The 19,907-nt window shown below is 33.0% G+C and carries 17 protein-coding genes and 5 pseudogenes; 2 read left to right on the top strand and 20 right to left on the bottom strand.

The window, feature by feature from the left end; all coding sequences use genetic code 11:
- Nucleotides 1-186: 186 nt before the first annotated feature.
- Entirely contained in the window at nt 187-525 is a 339-nt protein-coding gene (locus ACLBXA_RS25700; protein ID WP_001253202.1) for a hypothetical protein, read from the top strand.
- A gap of 29 nt (nt 526-554) precedes the next feature.
- On the opposite strand, the gene ACLBXA_RS25695 is transcribed toward ACLBXA_RS25700, so the two are convergent.
- The 4 genes from ACLBXA_RS25695 to ytfJ all read right to left on the bottom strand — a co-directional run bounded on the left by ACLBXA_RS25695 (nt 555) and on the right by ytfJ (nt 2,571).
- Nucleotides 555-767 (bottom strand): hypothetical protein, encoded by a 213-nt coding sequence (locus ACLBXA_RS25695; RefSeq protein ID WP_000785011.1) that lies wholly within the window; start codon nt 765-767, stop codon nt 555-557.
- 69 nt (nt 768-836) lie between these two features.
- Complete coding sequence (locus ACLBXA_RS25690; RefSeq protein ID WP_000761171.1) at nt 837-1,157, bottom strand: hypothetical protein; 321 nt, start codon at nt 1,155-1,157, stop codon at nt 837-839.
- A gap of 51 nt (nt 1,158-1,208) precedes the next feature.
- Nucleotides 1,209-1,985 (bottom strand): oxalate:formate antiporter, encoded by a 777-nt coding sequence (locus ACLBXA_RS25685; protein ID WP_000014087.1) that lies wholly within the window; start codon nt 1,983-1,985, stop codon nt 1,209-1,211.
- A gap of 160 nt (nt 1,986-2,145) precedes the next feature.
- The gene (ytfJ, locus tag ACLBXA_RS25680) at nt 2,146-2,571 is read right to left on the bottom strand and encodes a GerW family sporulation protein (protein ID WP_000349986.1); all 426 of its coding nucleotides are present in this window, start codon (nt 2,569-2,571) and stop codon (nt 2,146-2,148) included.
- Nucleotides 2,572-2,702: 131 nt separating this feature from the next.
- On the opposite strand from ytfJ, the gene ACLBXA_RS25675 reads away from it, so the two are divergent.
- Nucleotides 2,703-3,488, top strand: a complete 786-nt coding sequence (locus ACLBXA_RS25675) for a GNAT family N-acetyltransferase (RefSeq protein ID WP_242297271.1) — start codon at nt 2,703-2,705, stop codon at nt 3,486-3,488.
- 428 nt (nt 3,489-3,916) lie between these two features.
- Here ACLBXA_RS25675 and ACLBXA_RS25670 read toward each other — a convergent pair whose 3' ends face one another.
- The 16 genes and pseudogenes from ACLBXA_RS25670 to ACLBXA_RS25595 form a co-directional block, all read right to left on the bottom strand.
- Nucleotides 3,917-4,690, bottom strand: coding sequence for a DUF3952 domain-containing protein (locus tag ACLBXA_RS25670; RefSeq protein ID WP_000628346.1), 774 nt, complete (start codon nt 4,688-4,690; stop codon nt 3,917-3,919).
- 176 nt (nt 4,691-4,866) lie between these two features.
- Nucleotides 4,867-5,643: a hypothetical protein gene (locus ACLBXA_RS25665; RefSeq protein WP_242297273.1), complete on the bottom strand. Its 777-nt coding sequence runs from the start codon at nt 5,641-5,643 to the stop codon at nt 4,867-4,869.
- Between the two features lie 461 nt (nt 5,644-6,104).
- Nucleotides 6,105-6,743: a hypothetical protein gene (locus tag ACLBXA_RS25660; RefSeq protein WP_000473563.1), complete on the bottom strand. Its 639-nt coding sequence runs from the start codon at nt 6,741-6,743 to the stop codon at nt 6,105-6,107.
- Nucleotides 6,744-6,755: 12 nt separating this feature from the next.
- Nucleotides 6,756-7,015 (bottom strand): annotated as a pseudogene (locus tag ACLBXA_RS25655) (hypothetical protein).
- 37 nt (nt 7,016-7,052) lie between these two features.
- A pseudogene (locus tag ACLBXA_RS25650) lies at nt 7,053-7,737 on the bottom strand (lipase); the annotation flags it as partial.
- A 19-nt stretch (nt 7,738-7,756) separates the two neighbouring features.
- The gene (locus ACLBXA_RS25645) at nt 7,757-8,578 is read right to left on the bottom strand and encodes a DUF3952 domain-containing protein (protein ID WP_118961975.1); all 822 of its coding nucleotides are present in this window, start codon (nt 8,576-8,578) and stop codon (nt 7,757-7,759) included.
- A gap of 70 nt (nt 8,579-8,648) precedes the next feature.
- Entirely contained in the window at nt 8,649-9,005 is a 357-nt protein-coding gene (locus tag ACLBXA_RS25640) for a DUF4176 domain-containing protein (protein ID WP_000656384.1), read from the bottom strand.
- A 1-nt stretch (nt 9,006) separates the two neighbouring features.
- Nucleotides 9,007-9,267, bottom strand: coding sequence for a hypothetical protein (locus ACLBXA_RS25635; RefSeq protein WP_000363098.1), 261 nt, complete (start codon nt 9,265-9,267; stop codon nt 9,007-9,009).
- A 39-nt stretch (nt 9,268-9,306) separates the two neighbouring features.
- Nucleotides 9,307-10,890 carry a lipase family protein gene (locus ACLBXA_RS25630; protein ID WP_000715953.1) on the bottom strand — a complete coding sequence of 528 codons (1,584 nt, stop codon included), beginning with the start codon at nt 10,888-10,890 and terminating at the stop codon, nt 9,307-9,309.
- Nucleotides 10,891-10,904: 14 nt separating this feature from the next.
- Nucleotides 10,905-11,744, bottom strand: coding sequence for a DUF3952 domain-containing protein (locus tag ACLBXA_RS25625; protein WP_000768496.1), 840 nt, complete (start codon nt 11,742-11,744; stop codon nt 10,905-10,907).
- Nucleotides 11,741-15,970: pseudogene (gene essC / locus ACLBXA_RS25620) on the bottom strand (type VII secretion protein EssC); the annotation flags it as partial. The pseudogene essC and the gene ACLBXA_RS25625, both read right to left, overlap by 4 nt.
- Nucleotides 15,965-16,246, bottom strand: a pseudogene (locus ACLBXA_RS25615) (FtsK/SpoIIIE N-terminal domain-containing protein); the annotation flags it as partial. The pseudogenes essC and ACLBXA_RS25615, both read right to left, overlap by 6 nt.
- A 39-nt stretch (nt 16,247-16,285) precedes the next feature.
- On the bottom strand, nt 16,286-17,485 hold the full coding sequence (gene essB, locus ACLBXA_RS25610) for a type VII secretion protein EssB (RefSeq protein ID WP_000136616.1): 1,200 nt from the start codon (nt 17,483-17,485) through the stop codon (nt 16,286-16,288).
- 73 nt (nt 17,486-17,558) lie between these two features.
- Nucleotides 17,559-17,810 carry an EsaB/YukD family protein gene (locus ACLBXA_RS25605; RefSeq protein WP_001007566.1) on the bottom strand — a complete coding sequence of 84 codons (252 nt, stop codon included), beginning with the start codon at nt 17,808-17,810 and terminating at the stop codon, nt 17,559-17,561.
- Nucleotides 17,811-17,814: 4 nt separating this feature from the next.
- Complete coding sequence (essA, locus tag ACLBXA_RS25600; protein ID WP_000595661.1) at nt 17,815-18,318, bottom strand: type VII secretion protein EssA; 504 nt, start codon at nt 18,316-18,318, stop codon at nt 17,815-17,817.
- Nucleotides 18,290-19,907: pseudogene (locus ACLBXA_RS25595) on the bottom strand (type VII secretion protein EsaA); the annotation flags it as partial. The gene essA and the pseudogene ACLBXA_RS25595, both read right to left, overlap by 29 nt.

Raw genomic sequence — 19,907 nt, 5'->3', positions numbered from 1 at the left:
TTGTCGCTGGCTGATAATCAGTCCTAGTGGAAAAAATTCCACACTTTATCTTCAATAGGAGATGGATATGTTAACGATGGAATGCGTATTCTCCAATTTTTGCTTTACTTGGGTTTAACTCATACTCATGCTCTTCTCATTTTGAAAGATACTATAGATACACCCAATTGAAAGAGAGGGATGTACATGCGAAGAAAGAGAAATCATCATTTTAAAAGTGGTGAAAAAAACGAAGAGTATGCTGCTGAAATATCACCAGCTGGCATTCCAATTAGACATAAGCGTAAAGAAATTGCAAATGAGATAGAAGGTACAAATACCGGCACAATGGTAGGCTATGTCGCCTTATTTCTTTCGTTATTCTCCATTGCTTTTTATCCCGTTACGCTCGGCTCCCTAGCAATTTTAGTTGGCCTATTAGCTGTCAATTTCGGAGCAAGAACACTTGGATATACAGCAATTGGCTTTGGTAGTTTTTCTGTTTTATTTACTTTACTTTATCCGCTTGCTTTGTCAGCGTTTTAAAAAAACACACCAAGTTATACTTGGTGTGTTCATTCATGATACAACATAATATGACCGCATCCACAACAATGTTTCGCTGTAATTTCTTGAAACACTGGATAATTTTCTTCATCTCGATGCTCAATAAATACTTTTTCAAATCGATACATGTTTGGTGCATATGCCCAATCTTGTTTCGTACGTGCATATAACGTTGAGGAAAAAAACTCCTCACCACCGCAAACGATACATGCGTTCTTCATCGCTATCCCTCCTATGCTTGTCTTACTTCATCTATATGAACATAAGCATAAAAAAAAGACCTTCTATTACTAGAAAGTCTTCTCTGAAACAAAAAGAAATGTACCAAACATTCCTACTCCGCTATATTCTTTTGAAACACCAGCTTCTGTTTTAAATGTTTGCTTTACAGTCATAAAGAATACACCATTTCGTGCATCTGTACTTTCAAATTGTAGTTTTTCTTTTTTACCATCTACATTTTGCGTGCATTCAAAACTACTCTCATTACAATTCAACGCATACTTATCCTCTACATACACTTTAAAATCTGATTCTTTCGGACAAGTTATAAGTAATATTGCCACGAGAATAATACTTATAATACCCACAATTGTATAATATTTCTTCATTTGTACTCCTTTCAAATGACAAGAAAACTTGACTTCATACGCCAAGTTTTCTTAGTCAACAACCCATTGCCACTCTTGTTCTTTCTTATCAAAAATGAGCCAACCTGTTTCTGTTGCTTCCTCTTTCAATTCATCGATATTATCTAACACCTCATCCGTACTTTCATACGAACCAACTACATATACCGGAATTTCAAGACCTCTTCTTGACTCAATCTTCCCTGCTAGATCTATGTAAAGACCATCTTCCATTAGTGGAATCAGCCCCATGATCAATTCTTTTGAAATTGCTGGGAAAATTTTTGATTTTTGGAAGAAAGAAAAACGTTTCTTACCGAAAGCACCGAGTTTATACGGAATGACTTTACTTAACATTCCTACAAAATCAGCAATTCTACGATAATACACTTTGTTGTACCATCCGTCATCATGTGAAAAATAAACAAATCGATTTTTCAACAGCGGAAAGAATGTTCTTGCAAGTGGTTCTTTTTTGTGAGCCAAATATAATAATTCTGCAATTTCTTTCGGCTCTAATTCATCTAAATCGCTTGCATCATCAAAATCTACCCAACAAAATTCATCAAATTCATCAATCTCTGCTTGAATTAACTTATGTATATTTTCTTCCTCAACATATTCAAATAAAGTATGATAATGAAAATCCGTCCATTCAAAGTTGTGCTTCAAAAGCAACACTTGATGAAGCGGTGAAGGGATGTTACTCGCAAACTCTTTAAACGTAATTCCTGATGTAATAAAACAATGACCTCGACGATTACCATTAATATATATCATATTCTTTACTTGGTCAGATCCTCCAGACAAAGCACCTAGCCACCTTCGTTTTATATGTTTCAATTCTATAGCATATTTTAACATGAAAAATTTTAGAAACATAGAAAAAACTTCAAAAACTATTTACAATTTCATGTGTTTTATTACATAGTGATTACAAGAAAAAACGCCTGCTCATAAGCAGGCGTTTTTAAAGGATTTCATCAGGGTTTTGAGGATGATGATTTCCCTCTTTCTTTTCTTCTTTTTGGAACATCGATTGAATTTTATCAATTGTTTGCGGAGCTAATTCAATCATTTTTTCTGCTAAATGTGTCGCATTTTGTAAATGAAGAATATTTACTCCATCTTTATTCACCACAAGAAATGCTACTGGTGTAATCGAAACACCACCCGCGCTACCGCCACCAAATGCAGCGTTACCGTTCGCTCTTTGTCCATCATTCGTTTGGAAATCAGAACCTCCTGCTCCAAAACCGAACGCTACTTTAGAAACCGTTAACACCACACCACCGTCAGCCGTTTGAACAGGCTCTCCAACAATCGTATTTACATCAACCATTTCTTTTAAATTTTCCATTGCTGCTTTCATTAACCCTTGAATTGGATGATCCACCGTTCATAACCTCCTTTGTCATATCTTTCCTAGTTTTTCCGAAAGTTTGTGAACTAAACATAAAATTTTATATTGATTTCAAAAAACTTAAGTTGTAATATTTAGAAAAATAAAAAAGAGGTCGATTCGTTATGATGCGAAAATTAACAAAGAAAGATCATGAACAAGTATTCGCTTATCTAAAAGAAGAAGCAGCCCTTAACTTGTTTATTATTGGAGATATTGAAGCTTTCGGTTATGACACAGATTTTCAAGAATTATGGGGAGTATTTAAAGAGAATGGAACATTAAAATCAATTCTACTCCGATTCCACGATTCATTTATACCCTATAGTAAAGAAGAATTTATTACCACTGATTATGAGGCACTTCTTTCCGCATATAAGCCACTTAAACTCTCTGGTAAGTCGACTATCGTAGAACAATTTGAAACTGCTTCAAATATACAACTAGGTACTAAAAATGAAATGTATTTTTGCGAATGTCTAAATGACAACAACTTACCTAGCACACCAATTCATGAAACAATTAAACTTGCCTCACTCGATGATATAGAACGAATTATGAAATTACGAAGTGACATCGCTGAATTTCCGACTACCAATGAATCAGAGAAAATATTAAGTCAGACTATCGAAACAAATACAGGACGCACATACTATATTGAAAAAGATGGCGTGATCATCGCATCCGCCTCTACTTCCGCTGAAAATTCATTATCCGCTATGGTAGTTGGTGTATGTACACACCCGAATTATCGCGGAAATGGCTACGCTTCACTCATATTACAAAAAATGATCCAAGACTTTACGAAAGAAGGCCGAACACTTTGTTTATTTTATAACAATCCAGCTGCTGGACGAATTTATAAACGACTAGGATTTAAAGACATTGAAATGTGGACGATGTATCGATAATAAGAAGTACTCTATAAGAGGAAATAGTTGTAACTTAGCAATAAAAGCCGATTACACAAAAACTTCACACCGTTATTATGAAGAAACTACTTGAGGAGCGAGGACTCTAACTAAAAAATGGTATGCATTCAAACTAAATTTAGACAGATAAAGTGAAACTTTAATCAGTGGGGGGGTTTCTCCATCCCCCACTGATTATTAGTTGAACCAATCGGACTTTTATGGGCAGTTGATCCCCCACCTAACTTCTTTGCTTTCGCTGCATTTTGAGGTGGGGGTCTTACTGCCCATTAAAGCGGGATAAACGCCCCAGTTGCATCTACTCCAGCAATTGGGGCGTTTATCCTCAAATTCTTTCCACTATATTTATGAAACACTTATCACACTTATATCGCTATTATCTTTCCGTACAAATGCCCTTCTAAATATTACTGCGTCTCATTATACTTTGCTTTAAAATCAATATATTCCTGTTTCGCATCTTTGTTATTACCTTGGTGACTATCAAAATATGTATGTATTTGTGATATGTGTTCTACTAACTTTCCTTCTTCATTTCTCTTATTATAATTCATTACAATACTTACTTCCAATATCTGCTCTGAACCCTTTGTAAACTCAATATGCAGTGCGATCGATCCACCACCATATTCATCATATTGTATTTTCAACTTATCATTAATAATACTTTGAAACTCTGATTCAGTTAGTTTATATCCAACAGTACTAGGCTGACCAAACTTTTTTATATCATCTCCTGGCTTCATCTTTAGTTTCCCAATCCCTTTTAAACGATCTACAATTAAGTTCACGTATGAAACATCCAGACTTGAATCCGTACTTTGTACCTGTCCATTCTCATAACTAATATTTGTACTATAATTAACTTCTTCTCTATAATTTTTATTATCTACTTTCGAGGTAATTTCTTGTGTTGTATTTCCATATAAACTTTTATCTTTCGTATTATATATACCTTTCGAAGTTTGATAAATTGTTTTACTGTGCTCTCCATCTTCCTTTTGCTCATATGTACTATATATACCTCTTTGTTTCACATACGCATATCCATCATCACTCGCAGACATAACCTTTTTCATGTCACCTTCATCCAAAGCTTTGACAAACGGCTCATAATCTATCTTTTTTTCAAAAAAACTACATGCTTGTAATAGGCTGATTGCTATTATGATAGTAATCATTTTAGAAACCCTTTTTTTGTTCATTTCATCATCACACTACCCACTCTATATTTTCAATTAGATAACCTACTAATCACTTTTATCACCTTACATAAGTAAATTTTCTTTTCGTAGTTCAAATACTCTCCTATAAATTATTACTTTTTCATCATCAAAACTTACAATACACACTTTCTTTATGCCTTACGTTTCGATTTACTTTTTTTATTTTTCTTTCGATATCTTGGAGTCTCTCTTTTATGTTGCTCCCACGTTTTATTAAATGATGGAAATTTAAATCTGCAATATGCTAATAGTTGAAATTCAGCTGCTCCTATGGCTATCGTATACATTAAAACAGTTCCTATTACATATCCAATAAAAGTATCAAACGCATAATCATTATGAAAATAAATCAAAATAAGAATGATTAATGCGTATATTGAAGCAACTTTCATCATAGTTCCTTTTGTTTTACTAAAAAAGGATACGGATCTTTCATCCATACTAAACGCACCTTCACTTGCCAATTTAAATGTATCTATTGTTGTTACAATATGAAAAATTACTGCTCCTAAATATAGCAAACATTCATAATTCAACGTAATACGATCCATTGAATTATTAGCTATTTCAGAAACAACTAAAACTGTAAGTAATATAGTAGCCATTTGAAGTGCGTATAATAATACGACAAGTGTTTGTAGCTTTTGAAATTTAAATTGAGCTTTTGGAAATAAATATAAAATGAAAAAAATTACTTGCAGAGCATATAACAACACTTCCAGCTTAACAATTCCTATATTAAGGAGAACCATACAGTAATCCCAATCACCTGATACAATAATAGAAAAGACGGCTATTGAACTATAAAGTATTCCTCCAAACATAAATCCTGTAGCACCCTCAGGACTTAAACGATCATTACATGTCATCCTAAACTTATCTAAATCTTCTTCTTTTATATTCCACATCCTGACTTTTCACCTTCTATACAGTTTAAATAATTTTCATTCACTAAAATCCCATTACATTCCTAACTTTTTAAGTACATTCATCTTTGTGTAACTATATTCAGATAATATTATCTCTATATTAATTACCGTACATAATCAGAATACTTTTGATAGTTCAAATAGCCTTCTTTCTCCTCAAAAGCTCTAAATATTCTTCTCTCTTTCACTTAACCATATCCCTCATACTCTATTTTTGTTTCTCTGAAATTGCACTCACTTAGTAAAAACGTTACTGTCATCACAATTGTATCGAGATAATATAGCTTTAATTTTATCTTCAGAAAGGTGATAACCTCCCATCAACAATATGCTAGGAGGTTATTACAGTTATTTAAAATTTGTTTTTTATTTTAATGGATTCGATTTTTGCAAATAATAATGTTATTTAATTTGAGCAGCGAATATTAAAAACATACTGCTTAATAACTCGTAATTAAGTCTTCCCCCTCATATCTAGGGTCTTTCTCAACTTTACCATCTTTTGTTTTGATGACTTTTAGTCTACCTAACCACTCTGCTCCGTTATATGTCTCTTCACTTACCCATACATTATGCTTTTTACCATCTACCTCAACTACTAATGTGGGGTGTGTAAACATGAATTCCTTCTCTACATGCCTACCTACAATTTCTGCATGTAATGATGTACCTTCTTCAACTAATTTACTATTTTGATACCCTTCGATAATAGGTAATCCAATAAATACAAAGAGTATCAGTCCAAATACGATTACTTTCTTCTTTGTACTCCATTTATTCTTTTCTTTCAATTCCTTCTGTCTCGCTTCTCTTTCTTCGCGTTCATCCAAACTCTCATTTAAAGCATCTTCCCATGCCTTAATTTCCGCTTCGATTTCTGCTTCAGCTCTTGCTAGTTGTTCTAGTTGTTCATCGGTTGCTACCATCTCATATGAGTTGTCTCCAACCAAACGAATTTCAGCACCATTTTCTTTTACTTTTCGCAAGTCTTTTTCTGTACAATTAAACTCTCGAATGATTTCCCCTTGTGTGTTTACCAGTCTAACGTAAATGTTTTTTTTCTCCTTCTTCTTAAACATCTGAACTCCCCCTTATTTGTTTCCTATCATAGATAACCCTATTGCAATAAGATAAAGAAAACGATAATAAGGAAAGTCTTCCCTTTGCTTACTTGTGTTGTAGAACCTTCCAAGACAGCCCATATAAAAATTTGGAAAAGAAGAATACCTAGGAGAATATCAATTAACTTGTTGCTACTCTTCTTTAGTGGTTTTTCTTCTACTATCGGTTTTATCTGAACAGCTTCTTTTCTTATTTGTTTCGGTTTCTTTTTCTTACGTCTATGATTCACCCAACATACTCCTTTTAGAATAACTTTTTCCTAACTATAAAAATACCGAAATATCCCCATTTTCCATTTTATAAACCTGTCCAGGTATTACAAAATCTGTGGCTTTAATGGCGCCATCCAAAGGACCATATTCATTTATAAGACTGCGGCAATTCTTCATATTGGTCCCGTATACGTACTTAACCACATCCTTATTTAAAACAGGCGCAGGATTTAAAGCTAATACGTTTATATTATCTTCTTGATGTCTTAATGCAACTGTATTCGCTGCTCCGCCACCTAAAGAGTGCACTAGTAAAGTTATCTTCTTTCCTTTATTACCCGCCTTGACTTTTTCATAAAATTTTTCTGCTTGACTATACTGAAATTCCGCTAATGACCCCAATATAGGTGAATTAGTTAAATTATGCAGCCAAATTGCTCCATCGGTTGCTAAATAGCCTATTTGGCTCGGTTGGTTTCCAACGTATACAATGAAAATTTCATGCGTGTTTCTATCCTCTAAAGCATATGCCCCAAATCCAGTTACTGAATGAATATCATCAGAAACTATAAGATTAGCATTAAAGTTGTCTTGTAATTTCTATTTATTTATTCATTTATTTATTATTGGATCAGAATTATTATATTTTTTCTTGTGCATTATAATCATAAATATCTCTTGCCGATAATCTTAATTTTCCTACATCACTACTTAATTTATAATCTTCCTCGTTCGCCATATTCTCCCCCTTATATATATTAATGGCTTTCTTTAAATTTCTTTTCATATTGTAAATAATCTTTTTTTGATTTCCGATTATTTTCTTCTTTATTACGTAAATATGTTGTTATTTCTTGATCATGCCTAATCATATTATTTTCTTCATTTCTTTGTTTATAGCCTATCGAAATTGTTATCTCTGTTATTTCCATCGGATTTTCCTTTGTATCCTTAGCAGAATTAAATTCAATTAGTAGTGTTGCATAACTAAACTTCTCATACTTTAATTCTAAATTCCCATTAAATATCTCTTTAAATTGAATTTCTGATAAATTATAGCTTATCGTAGCTGGTTGGCTGAAGCTTTTTTTATTCACATTTGGTTTCAATTCTTTTATTCCTTGCACTCTATTAAGCATTAATTTTATATTAGACATATCTTTCCCTCGATTTGAAGCTTCTAGCTGTCCATTTTCGTATCTTATATCTGACTTGAATACAACTTCTTCTTTATATTGTGGGTTGTCACTATGTTTTTCATCCTCAACTGGAGTATTGACTTTCTTTTGTGCCTCACCAAAAAGAATATTATCTTTAATACTATAAATACCTTGCGTTGTTTGATAAACTACTCCTATTTGCTTATTATTATCCTCAATAAAAGTGCTATCCCTAACCTCTTCTTTCACATACACATACCCTTCATCACTCGCAGACATAACCGTCTTCATATCACCTTCATCCAATGCCTTTACTAATCTCTCATACTCTATCTTCGTCTCCCCAAAACCACATCCACTTAATAAATTTGCTACTATTGACAGAACTATTATCATCTTAGCTTTCTTCTTTAACTTCATACTGACACCCTTATTCAATCAAAATAAGCTTTCCTCTTTCCATTTTTGGAAGAGGAAAGCTTATTTCCTTTTAAATTTCTTTTTTTCCCTTTATTTCTAACTCTTGTGCTTGTTGTTGCTTTTTATTTTTTTCAATTACTTTTTCAACAAACTCATTTCGCCACATTTTAAACTTAGCTGCGAATTGACCTTCAATTTTATTTCGATACCCTTCAAATTTAACCTCTGCAATATCCGTGTGGTTAAATAATTTATACGTTTCTTCGGTTAAACCCACTGGATGCAACACTCCACCATAATCATAGAATGTGTTTTCATCAAGTAATAAACCTCTCGTAGTGATTACATACTCCACATCTTCCTCTTCTTTAAGACCCAATCTTACAACACTGCCTAAAGGTAATACTTTATCCATATAGTCTTTCATATTAATTCACTGTCCCTTTTAGTACGCTAATTTTCTCTTCTATTTTTTGTCTTTTTTTCTCTAATTGACGGATACGATCAATAAATGCCTCACGTGTTTTTCCTTGTAATGTGCTATCAATACTACTCTCTAACCTTCTAATATCCCCCGTTAAAGATGCAGCTGCTTTTTCCAATTGCACTACAACGTTTATAATTTGTTCTCGTCCACCACTAGCTGGAAATGTACTATGAACTCTTGACATTATTGTATGTAAATCCACCTTCATTCCCCTCTCTTTTAAATTTATAAACTTGGAGTTTTAATAATATGAAACTGCTCCTAATTCTTCGTCTTTTGCAAACATAGAAAATACCGCTTCTGAAACATCGTCGTTTAATTGCTTTAAATCTTTTGATAACTCCTTCACATCTTTAGCAATTTCACCTAATAAAGAACGGTTTATCCCCCTGCTGTTGTCATTCATAAAAAGATTTAACAATGAGTGACGATGACTTAATATATGTTCAGATACAATTGCAGCTACATTTGTATCAACTACAAAATCTCCTTTAAACAAATCTAGTAAATCTTGCACGTAAGAAGCTGCAACTTCTTTTGCAATTTCTAAAATTTCACTTGTAGCTAAATATACTACAACACTTCCAGCTAAAAAATTTATAGCAGTATTAAATACAGACTCTAATACTTCTAAAACTTTTTCCTTACATTTCGCTAAAGTTGTTTCAATCCATTCTACAGCGATATCTATCGCTCCTTTTATTTCAACTGTAGCCATTATACTAAATTGGATTGCTTCTGCTGTAATTTGAGATTTTAGCCCTTCATACTTTGTATTTAATCTTGAAAAACCTTCTTGAACTTTATCTTTTAGCTTTTCAAGCTCCTTGCTACCTTGTACAATGTCCGAGTAACCTAATATTCCGTTTATAATAGTAGAAATTGGCGTTGCACTTAATATCAAATTAAGTGTAACTCCAGCTATCTTTTCTTCATGTATAGAAACTTTTCTATGAAATACATCATGTATAGTTCCTGTGTAAATAGCCCCAGCAGATTGAGCAAATTCCAGAAACCCCGGGATAGCATCCCACCCCGTGTCATTATCACTTGTTAGTTTATCAATCCATATTAGATGTCCATTCTCATCATAATCCTTCTCTGTAAAAGCATATGAGTGTCCTGCTTGATTCGGAATTTTATACATTCTTCCTGGAAGTGTGAAGTCTGCTGCCTTTATCCCAATATGTAGAGGATCATTCTGATTAATGATATTCCGAACATTTTTCATATCAAACCCATTACCGAATTTATCTACATCTCGATTTAAAACTGGAGCTGGATTTAGTGTTAAAACATCAATATCGTCTTTTTGATGCCTTAATGCTACTGTATTTGCAATACCTCCGCCCAAAGAATGTCCTGTTATACTAATAGTTTTACCATTAGCATATTGTTTCATTTTTTCATAAAATGCCTCTCCTTGGTCATATTGTTTTACTTTTAATTCATGTTCCCAATTACTAAATGCTAATTTATTTGCATTTGTTAAATTGTGAACACCTATCTCTGCATCTACTACTACATCACTATTGTTGTCTTTTCCAGGTTCCGTCCCAACATATGAAATAATAACTTCTCCTGTTTTATTATCTTTAAATGCGTAAGCAGCAAATCCGGTGTCTTTATCTTCTGCTGAATCTATTAGTCTTGCATTAAATTTTTTTTCTAAGAGATCTTCGTTTTTCTCTTCGGCATCCTCCCCAATATTATTATACGGTTCTTTGCCATCTCTAAAATTATATATATCTTGCCCAGCGAGCTCTAACTTTCCCATATCAGAGTTTATTCTTAAATCCTCTTTTTTTTCCACACCTTTCTTCAAAAAAATCAGCTCCCTTAGAATGATTTATTATTTTGAAAAGACTTTTCATAATTCACATAATCTTGCTTGGCTTCCTGATCATTATCCTTTTTACTACTAAAATTCACAGATATTTGCTGAGTATGTGTTAATAATTTTCCCTCACTATTTTTCTTTTCATATACAATTGAAATTATTAATTGTATTATTTGCATTGGATGCTGTTTCGTATCTTTAGAATCATTAAAATTAAATACAATTGATGCTGTTTCAAAACTATCATATTGCAAATTCAATTTATCGTTAATTATTTCTTGAAATTGTGATTCCGTTAACGTAAAACCAACTGTATTTGGTTCATTAAATTTCTTTTTATTTCCATCTACTTTCAGTTGTAAACTCCCAACACCTTGCAATCTATTAAAAATTAGTTTTACATGTGAAACATCCAAGCTCGAATCAGTACTGTAACCCTTTCTATCTTTATACATGAACCTAGTGCTATATTTTTCTTCTTCTTTATATTTATTATCCTTATGTCTATCTTTTATGTTCTTAATATCACTTGTTATTTTTTGAGTGGTCTCTCCATACAATAAATTTTCTTTCAAATTATATATACCTTCAGTAGTTTGATATAGTGTATTATGAATTCTGTCATCACCATTTTTTTCTGTCGTAAAATCAATAACCCGTTCCTTCACATACGCATACCCATCATCACTCGCAGACATAACCTTTCTCATGTCACCTTCATCCAAAGCTTTGACAAATGGCTTATAATCTATTTGCTTTTCCCCAAAACCACATCCACTTAATAAACTTGCCACTATTGACACGACTATCATCACCTTAACTTTCTTCTTTAATTTCATACTGTCACCTCGTTAGTTACTCTAGGCATTTTTAGTTTCATTATGTTCCCTTTTTGATAGTAATACACTTCATCTTTACCTAATGGCGCTTCGTTGCTTATATATTTTATGTTGAAGATACTTTGATCATTTAATGGCATTGCGATAATTGCTGCTGTTAGCTTACTTCTCATTTTCATAGGTAGAGCTTCACGATTTCGGTCCATGTAGTCGTGGTGACCTGCTAATACAAAGTAAATACCTACTGTACGAGATAAATCAATTAAAGTCGCTGCATCCTCCATTTCTAAATAAACAAATTTACTAAACTCTTCAACATTTGTCATGATAATGAGTTGTTTTGTGAATGCAGGAATTTCTCTACCTTCTTGTCTTGCTTGTGCTAATTCAAAAGCTCGTTCACGAATTACTTCCATCCAATACTTCGCATGCATATTGATTTCATTTTCGTCTACAATGTAGTGCGTCACATCGTCTTTATATTGAACGAAACTATACTCTGCTGTATCCACCAACGTCACACTTTCAAAATAATCTTTATTCAATTGAGATAGGATGCTAGATACAATTTGTTTTCTCATACTATCATCTACACTATAAATCATTAAATGATCATTCACTGCAATATCATGAGCTACAACTTCTACGTTTGCAAAATCAAGCCCCATTGGAATTCTTGCTGCTTGTAGAGCTTTTGTAACGTCTTTATTTTTACGATAAGTAGCAATATCAATAATTTCTGGCATCATTGGAATTGCCTTCGGACGTTCTCCATCCCATTCTCGGTCCATATCATTTGCTTCTTGTTGTAATAATTGAATTTGCTGTAATTCATCTTCTGCTTTCGTAGGTAATGCAACCTGGAATAATGTGGGAGATTCTAGTTTTATTAACGCTCTTCCTGCTGTTTCTTCCACTTTTATATCAGATCTCCCTACAATACTAGCTACTTCACTTTGATCAATCATATATAGGCAAGTTTGGATTTTAATATTATTGTACAATTGAATTCTAAGTGCATTTTGTCGCCCTGCACTAATTAAGGTATGAATTCCTAAACTTGCACCATCTCGGACAATTTGCATAATTAGCATTTCAAAGCTTTCATAGAACTTCGCTTCTTTTACTGCATCATAATTGTCGATTGCAATAATAATATGTGGTATTTCTTTCCCACTTGCCTTTTCATACATTTCAATATTTGCAACGTCATATTCACTTAATAATCGTTTACGATTTTTCATTTCCTGAGTTAATCTTTCAACAAACTTTAAACATTTTTCAGATTCGTCAATCGTAATCGTATCCGCTACATGAGGTAATCCTTTTAAAGGTAGAAGACCATTTGTTCCAAGGTCCACTAAATACACATGCAAATGCTCCGGACTATGCTGACGAGCTACATCCATAATGACTGATTGTAAGAATGTTGATTTTCCGTAGCCTGGGCTTGAGAAGACCGCTACGTGTCCGTCTTTACTAATATCTAATGTTAATGGTGTTTGTGATTGTAATTCAGGCTGATCTAGTAGACCAACTGTTGCTTGTAATGGTTTCTTTTCTTTCGTCCATGCTTCTTTGAACTGAATTGCATGTAAGTCTTGTAAATATACGCTTTCTGGAAGTGGTGGTAACCACGGTCTAGCTAACGCTTCAATTTCATTTATTTCTGCGTAATCGTGAATGTAGTCAATAACAGCATCCAGTTCAGATGGTACGCTTATTACTTCTTTACTGCTACCAAGTCCACTTAAATCTTCACTTAATATTTCATATTGTCCTAGATCATTTATTGCATAGATTGTTGCGTCTAAATGTTCTTTATCCTCTTTGTTTTCTACATAGTCTGCTCCGCTCCAAGCTGATTGGAATAATTCATAAATTTCATTATTCCCAACTTGTAAGTAAGCACGTCCTGGTAATGTAATTTCAGCAGCATCCGGTGTTTTTAAAATTTCATTACTATCTGACGTATTTTGAACTTTTAGTGCTAGTTTGAATTTCGAGTTACTCCAAATTTGATCATCTACAACACCACTCGGTTTTTGCGTAGCTAATATTAAATGGATTCCGAGTGAACGACCGATACGCGCTGTTGAAACTAACTCTTTCATAAATTCTGGTTGTTCTGACTTCAGTTCCGCGAATTCATCACTAATTAAAAATAGATGTGGCATCGGTTCACTTACTAAGCCTTCTTTATACAGTTTTTGATACTGATTAATATGGTTTACATCATTTTCCCCAAATAATCGTTGTCTTTTTTGTAATTCAGCTTTAATTGATGCGAGCGCTCTCATACTTTGTGCTCCATCTAAGTTCGTAATTGTTCCTAATAAATGCGGTAAGTTTTTGAATAAATTCGCCATACCGCCGCCTTTATAGTCAATTAGTAAAAAGGCTACTTCGTACGGATGGAAATTAACTGCTAGAGATAAAATGTACGATTGTATAATTTCTGATTTACCTGAACCGGTTGTACCTGCTATTAATCCGTGTGGTCCGTGTGCTTTTTCGTGTAAGTTTAAGTTTACGATATCTTCTTTACCACGTAGCCCAAGTGGTACAGCTAAAGATTTATGCGCTGCATTTTTCTCCCAACGACTTGTGATATTCAGTTCTTTTACTTTTTCAACGCCGTACATTTCTAAAAATGTTACGCTTTCTGGAATACTATTTTTTAAGTTTTGCAAATGATTTAATGGTGCTAATGCCCGTGAAATATCTTCTAAATTGAACCCTTTTGGCACATGATTTAGTTTAAATTGACGGTTAACAAGCTCTCCTTGCTCTAAGATGATGTTCCCTTGTTTTGCATCTCTTATATCTATTACCGTTTTCACATGCTCCGGTAAACTTTGCATAACATCTTGTACAAATACAAGTGATACACCTAATTGACTCGGATCATCATTAAAGAATTCCATAACAACATGGTCTAATATTAGTTTTTCATCTGTAATGAGAACGACATAGTGCGGTGCAAAGTACATTTTTTCATTAGTAGAACTTTTTTCATCTAGTTTTAATTTTCGTTCTTTCAATATTTGATACAAACTATTTAACACTTGATCACGGCTACGATCATGGTATACAAATCCACGTACATTTATATCGCGAACACTCCCATGAGGTAACCAGCGCATCCAATCCCATTTTTCTTTTTCTTCTTCCGGAAAAATAGTAATAAACTGCAAGTCATAATAACTATGGAATAAAGCCGTTTGTGCAACTAATAATTGTAATTGCTCTAACACTAAAGAGCGTTGACCAATATAACCGACTGGTCCATTCATTAAATCTGTTACAACTGGTACATCTTCCAATGATAGATAACGCTGTCTTAGTTCACGTGCTATATCAATTAATTCATCTTTCGTTTGACTAAATTCTTCTTCATTAAATTGAATTTCAAAACTCGTATTAGCTTGTCCTGTTCCAACGCTAAATGTTAAGAAATCATGATGTAACATTGTTTTTTCATAAATTCGAGGATTTACTTGAACTGCCATATTACGTATTACTTCTACATTTGGATTGTGATAATGTAATGCGTGACGCTGTTTTTCACTTTCTGCATGTAAATCTTTCGTTTTTTGTTTTATATACTCTCTATAGCTTTTATCTCGTTCAACAATGTCGACTTTATATTGCTTCAAATTTTTAATATACGATGTGACAGAAACAATGATTGTTACTAATGTCATCGCAATCGATGCGATAATAAACATTCCATATTTCATGAAAATAGCAAGTAATACAGTTACGACAATCATGACAAGTGAAGGTGCAATGATTCTTGCTAAATGCTCCGTTGGTTTTGATGGCATACTTGAAGGCTTTGCAATTGTCATTTTCTCTTCTGGTTCACGGTAAATAATACGTGGTGAACGATGATAGTCTGGATAACCACTTTGATAATTCGTTTCTGATTCTACTAAAATAGGTAACGCAGATTTCACTTTATCTTCTGAAGAAAGTACTTGAATGTCTTCACTACCAATCTCCAATAAAATACCATCAAAATATAATACGTCTCCTGATTCCAACATAACGCTATCTTTTAACTTCGTATAATTATGAAATACATCCCCGCCATACACGTTCACTTTAAAAGAATCGTACAACGTTTCGCGAGATAGCATTAAATCTACACTAGTCCCGGTAATAGAAATATCATCGTAATCGTTTCGACTCACTGTAAGAGAAAGTTTCGTTCCGATATCAAACACTTTAGTTGTGCCAATAATAGATATAAAGATTTTCAAGCTCACATCTCTTGTTTTTCCAATCTCAACTTCCTTATTGAATTCTATTAATTGATCCTGTACCATCCAAGCATTTACTTCATTATTCCACTTTAACTCTATTTCTTGTTCTAAACTTGGATTCGTAATATCATTTGTCCACTCTTTTCCAATCGACACTATTGATTGCTCATTTGGATGTAATGTGCACTTATATATTTTGTCTCCATAAGTCAATACTAATAGTTGCTCCATCCGTGTTCACTGCTCCTTTTCAACTGTCTCATCAAGTGCTTACTCTTTTTTCTCTGTGTCCGACAAATTTTTATCGCTTGATGAATTGCCATATTTCTTTTTATATTCATCTAATTGTTGCTCATATGTTTTTAACTTTTGATCACGTTCTTCTCCTGATAAATCCGGATTATTTTTCAGTGATTCAATTTGTTTAACAAGGCCGTACATAATAAGCTGAGGATCATCAAGTGTCTTAGCTAAATCTAATGATTTATCAAAATTACCTTTTCCGTTATACATCCAATACAGCAAATACTTTTCATCACTTTTCAAACTAATGTTTTTCATAATCGATTTCTTTTGAGCTTCACCTAGTTTTTCAGCTGTAATGTATGCAAATGCTAACTCATATTTAGATGCAATCGGTAATGATTCAAATTCCTCTTCATTTAATTGCGTAATGACTTTGTCATAATCAGTTGCTATGAAACTTGCATTTGCTTCTAACAATTTATTTTGATAAGGAAATTTTATAAAAGTGAAATATATTAAAGGAGCAGCTAAAATAACTGTCGCCGCTATGAAGGAAAAAGCTAAGTATTTAAACGATTTATAGCTTTTTTTAGGTACTAACTGCATATTTTTCTCTGTTTTTGTTTGTTCCTTCTCAAAGCTGTCATCAAGAAACTGCAGTAATGCATCTAAGCTTTCCATTTGAGCAACGGTCTGTTCAAATGTTGTTTCTTTTGCATCTTTTAGTAACCCAGCATACAAATCATCAAAGTTATGTTTTTGGGAGAATAAAGCAATAATTAGACACTTATATTGTGTTAAAAATTGTTCTTCTGATAACGGGGTTGGTGGAACAATATCTCGAATTCCTCTATGTATAATACTTGGTATTAAATTAGCATTAAAAACTATATTGTCTGGATGTAAAAAGAACGTGATTCGTTTATTCAAATATTTACGAAACTGCGCAACATTCCGAAGTAGTCTTAATTTCTCATTTCTTCCAAAACGGCTAAGATTGTCCCACTTATATAATTTTTTATCTACTTGATATAGAAACGTAAACATATCATCCGCTTCTTCTATTGTTAATGGTACAAATTCAGATGATACGCCCGTAATTATATCGAATTGACGGAAGTCTTTTATACGTGTTTGAGATTTGGTCATCTCCAATTTCCAATTTTCTTTTTCTATTTGAAATTGATAGTTCATTGCATCAATTTGAATTATTTTTTCCGTCATGTTTATCCTCTTCTCCTTTTCTTTATAACCCGTAATAACTTATTTTCAAATAACTAAAAGTAAAAAATATTCTTTATAAAACTTGCAAAATATCTCCATCTGTTATTTGGTGATCAATTAAACGATCATTATCTGTTAAAACAATTGACTTATTTTTCACTTTAATTACAAAATGTGAACCTTCATGATTATCAATCTTTAGCGTATCTAATAAGTTTTTCAATAAATATTTAATAGATTGGTGATTCGGAATACGCAAATCGTATGTATTTCCATTCCATTTATTAAAATCTACTGTGACATTAATATGTGTTTGTATTGCCATCGCTTTACCTCCAACTTTTACGAAGAACCGTATAAATACCGATGCAAATAAGTAGAATGCCGCCGCCAAATAATAATATTATTGTTATACTAATTGGCTCTTCATTCATTGTTTCATTACTCGCTACTTCATCTGCACTTTTTCTGACAATGTATTCACTGCTAAACAAACTATTTTTCGTATCTTTAACACTATTATTCTCTTTTTGTTTTATAAAAAGAGAATCTCGCAGAGCTTCCATATCTTTTTGTTCTTTCTTTTTCTTTTTCTCAATTTCTTCTTCTATATCTTGGTTAAATAACTCAATTGATGCTTTATCTAATTCTGTTTCCTTATGTTCCTTTTTATTTTTTTCTTGGTCGCTTTCTTCAAGTCGATCCACTTTAAACTTAATCTTCCCATCATCACCAAGATAACTGTCAGCCGCGCTCCTTATCGGTAGCGCGACAAACAGTAAAAGGATAGAGAGAAATGATAACTTAGCCACTATGCTCCATTGTTTGATCATTTACTTCTTTTTCCTCCCATTTCTTATGCCATACAAATAGATTACTAACCAATCCAATAATGGCAATTACAAACAATACGACAAAAATAACTTTCCCAGTATCTTTACCACTAATAAAATCATTTAGAAAACTTTCTATATACTGAAGCGGTGAGAATTGACGTATCTTTCCGACAGAAGACATTTGATCTACTTTACTTCCAACTGCCTCAGTTAAAAATAGGTACATGCTTAAAAATACTAATAGTATAAACATTCCTACCATTTTTATTTGTCGTAATAAGTAGGTTGAGACCAATACAAACGCCATCATAATAAATGTGATGAACGCAATCCATAGTAAACTTTGATCCTGACCGAACTTTAAAAGACGCCCAGAAATGATACCTATACTAATTCCTTCCACAATTGATATACCGAAAGCTACTACTGTAGTTGGTACATTCATATCAATTAATGAGAATTTCTCTTCAAAATGATCCGATTGCATTCGTTTCTTTTCTTGATTCGCAATTGCGTATGCTGTAAATAATGCAACAATGAAACAAGTTAATACAATTAAGTACGGTGTAAAAGCATTACCTGCTACAATTACTCCATCATTTTGCTTTTGAACTGGACTAGCTAAAAAGTCATATAGCATTTCATTTTGACGATCTCCAATACGACTATTCGCTAAAATTTTCGTAAAGTTTTTGGAGAATGATTTATCATCTTCCATTTTCTTTGTAAAGTCATTTAATAATAAATCAGCTTTTGAAACAATTGTCGTTCCGCTGTCTTGAATTTCTTTTGCTTGTCCATTAATTTGATCAAATGTTTTATATACATCGTCTGAAGTTGCTAAACTATGCTTCGAACTTTCGACCAATGACTGACTTTGCATCATTAATGATTTAATACCAGAATCTAACGATAAAACAGCCGTTTGCTCACCAGCATGATTTGTTGTTACTACTTGCTGCTCTTCAACTAGCTTTAAGCTATTCTCACGCCATTTCGCTAAACCTTTTACATACTCTCCTAAATTTTCATTCATACTAGTTGCTTGTTGCGTCGTTCCATTTAATTTCTCCGCTAGTAGCATAGAATTTTGATCCGCACTAGTAATAGATTGTTGATAAGAGTTTATTTTTTGTTTTAAACCTGACATATCTTGCTTTATTTCTGTAGTAATACTTGATGAAACAAGATTTGAAATTAAATCGATTAAGCTTTGTTTATTTAATACGTAGTACAAAGATTGATCCGTCGCAATTGCATCTAAACTTCCCTCTTCTAACTTAGGACCTACATCTTTCGTTCTTAAATCAATCCCATAATACATTTCGTAAAGGCTCATTAAACCTTGATAACTTTCGACTGTATCTACTGCTTCTTTTATTAATACACTAGAAGTAATATCTGGTATTTTTTCTGTTTTTTGATGTATCACTTGATTCGTTGTACTTTCAATAACTTTACCGTTATCTGTTCCCGTTTCGCCTCCTGGATTTCCTCCAGTTCCGTTATCTGTTCCCGTTCCGCCTCCTGGGTTTCCTCCAGTTCCGTTATCTGTTCCCGTTCCGCCTCCTGGGTTTCCTCCAGTT

The organism is Bacillus sp. D48C (assembly GCF_053345735.1).
Note: the sequence above shows the minus strand (reverse complement) of the source record. Positions and strands in the feature narration are given on the sequence as shown.

Excerpts from the sequence above, each read along its gene's own strand:
- ACLBXA_RS25700 (WP_001253202.1), top strand. The coding sequence starts at position 187 with ATGCGAAGAAAGAGAAATCATCATTTTAAAAGTGGTGAAAAAAACGAA.
- ACLBXA_RS25605 (WP_001007566.1), bottom strand. The coding sequence starts at position 17,810 with ATGGCAATACAAACACATATTAATGTCACAGTAGATTTTAATAAATGG.
- ACLBXA_RS25690 (WP_000761171.1), bottom strand. The coding sequence starts at position 1,157 with ATGAAGAAATATTATACAATTGTGGGTATTATAAGTATTATTCTCGTG.
- ACLBXA_RS25670 (WP_000628346.1), bottom strand. The coding sequence starts at position 4,690 with ATGATTACTATCATAATAGCAATCAGCCTATTACAAGCATGTAGTTTT.
- essA (WP_000595661.1), bottom strand. The coding sequence starts at position 18,318 with ATGATCAAACAATGGAGCATAGTGGCTAAGTTATCATTTCTCTCTATC.
- ACLBXA_RS25665 (WP_242297273.1), bottom strand. The coding sequence starts at position 5,643 with ATGTGGAATATAAAAGAAGAAGATTTAGATAAGTTTAGGATGACATGT.
- ACLBXA_RS25695 (WP_000785011.1), bottom strand. The coding sequence starts at position 767 with ATGAAGAACGCATGTATCGTTTGCGGTGGTGAGGAGTTTTTTTCCTCA.
- essB (WP_000136616.1), bottom strand. The coding sequence starts at position 17,485 with ATGACGGAAAAAATAATTCAAATTGATGCAATGAACTATCAATTTCAA.
- ACLBXA_RS25640 (WP_000656384.1), bottom strand. The coding sequence starts at position 9,005 with ATGAAAGACTATATGGATAAAGTATTACCTTTAGGCAGTGTTGTAAGA.
- ACLBXA_RS25675 (WP_242297271.1), top strand. The coding sequence starts at position 2,703 with ATGATGCGAAAATTAACAAAGAAAGATCATGAACAAGTATTCGCTTAT.
- ACLBXA_RS25660 (WP_000473563.1), bottom strand. The coding sequence starts at position 6,743 with ATGTTTAAGAAGAAGGAGAAAAAAAACATTTACGTTAGACTGGTAAAC.
- ACLBXA_RS25645 (WP_118961975.1), bottom strand. The coding sequence starts at position 8,578 with ATGAAGTTAAAGAAGAAAGCTAAGATGATAATAGTTCTGTCAATAGTA.
- ACLBXA_RS25625 (WP_000768496.1), bottom strand. The coding sequence starts at position 11,744 with ATGAAATTAAAGAAGAAAGTTAAGGTGATGATAGTCGTGTCAATAGTG.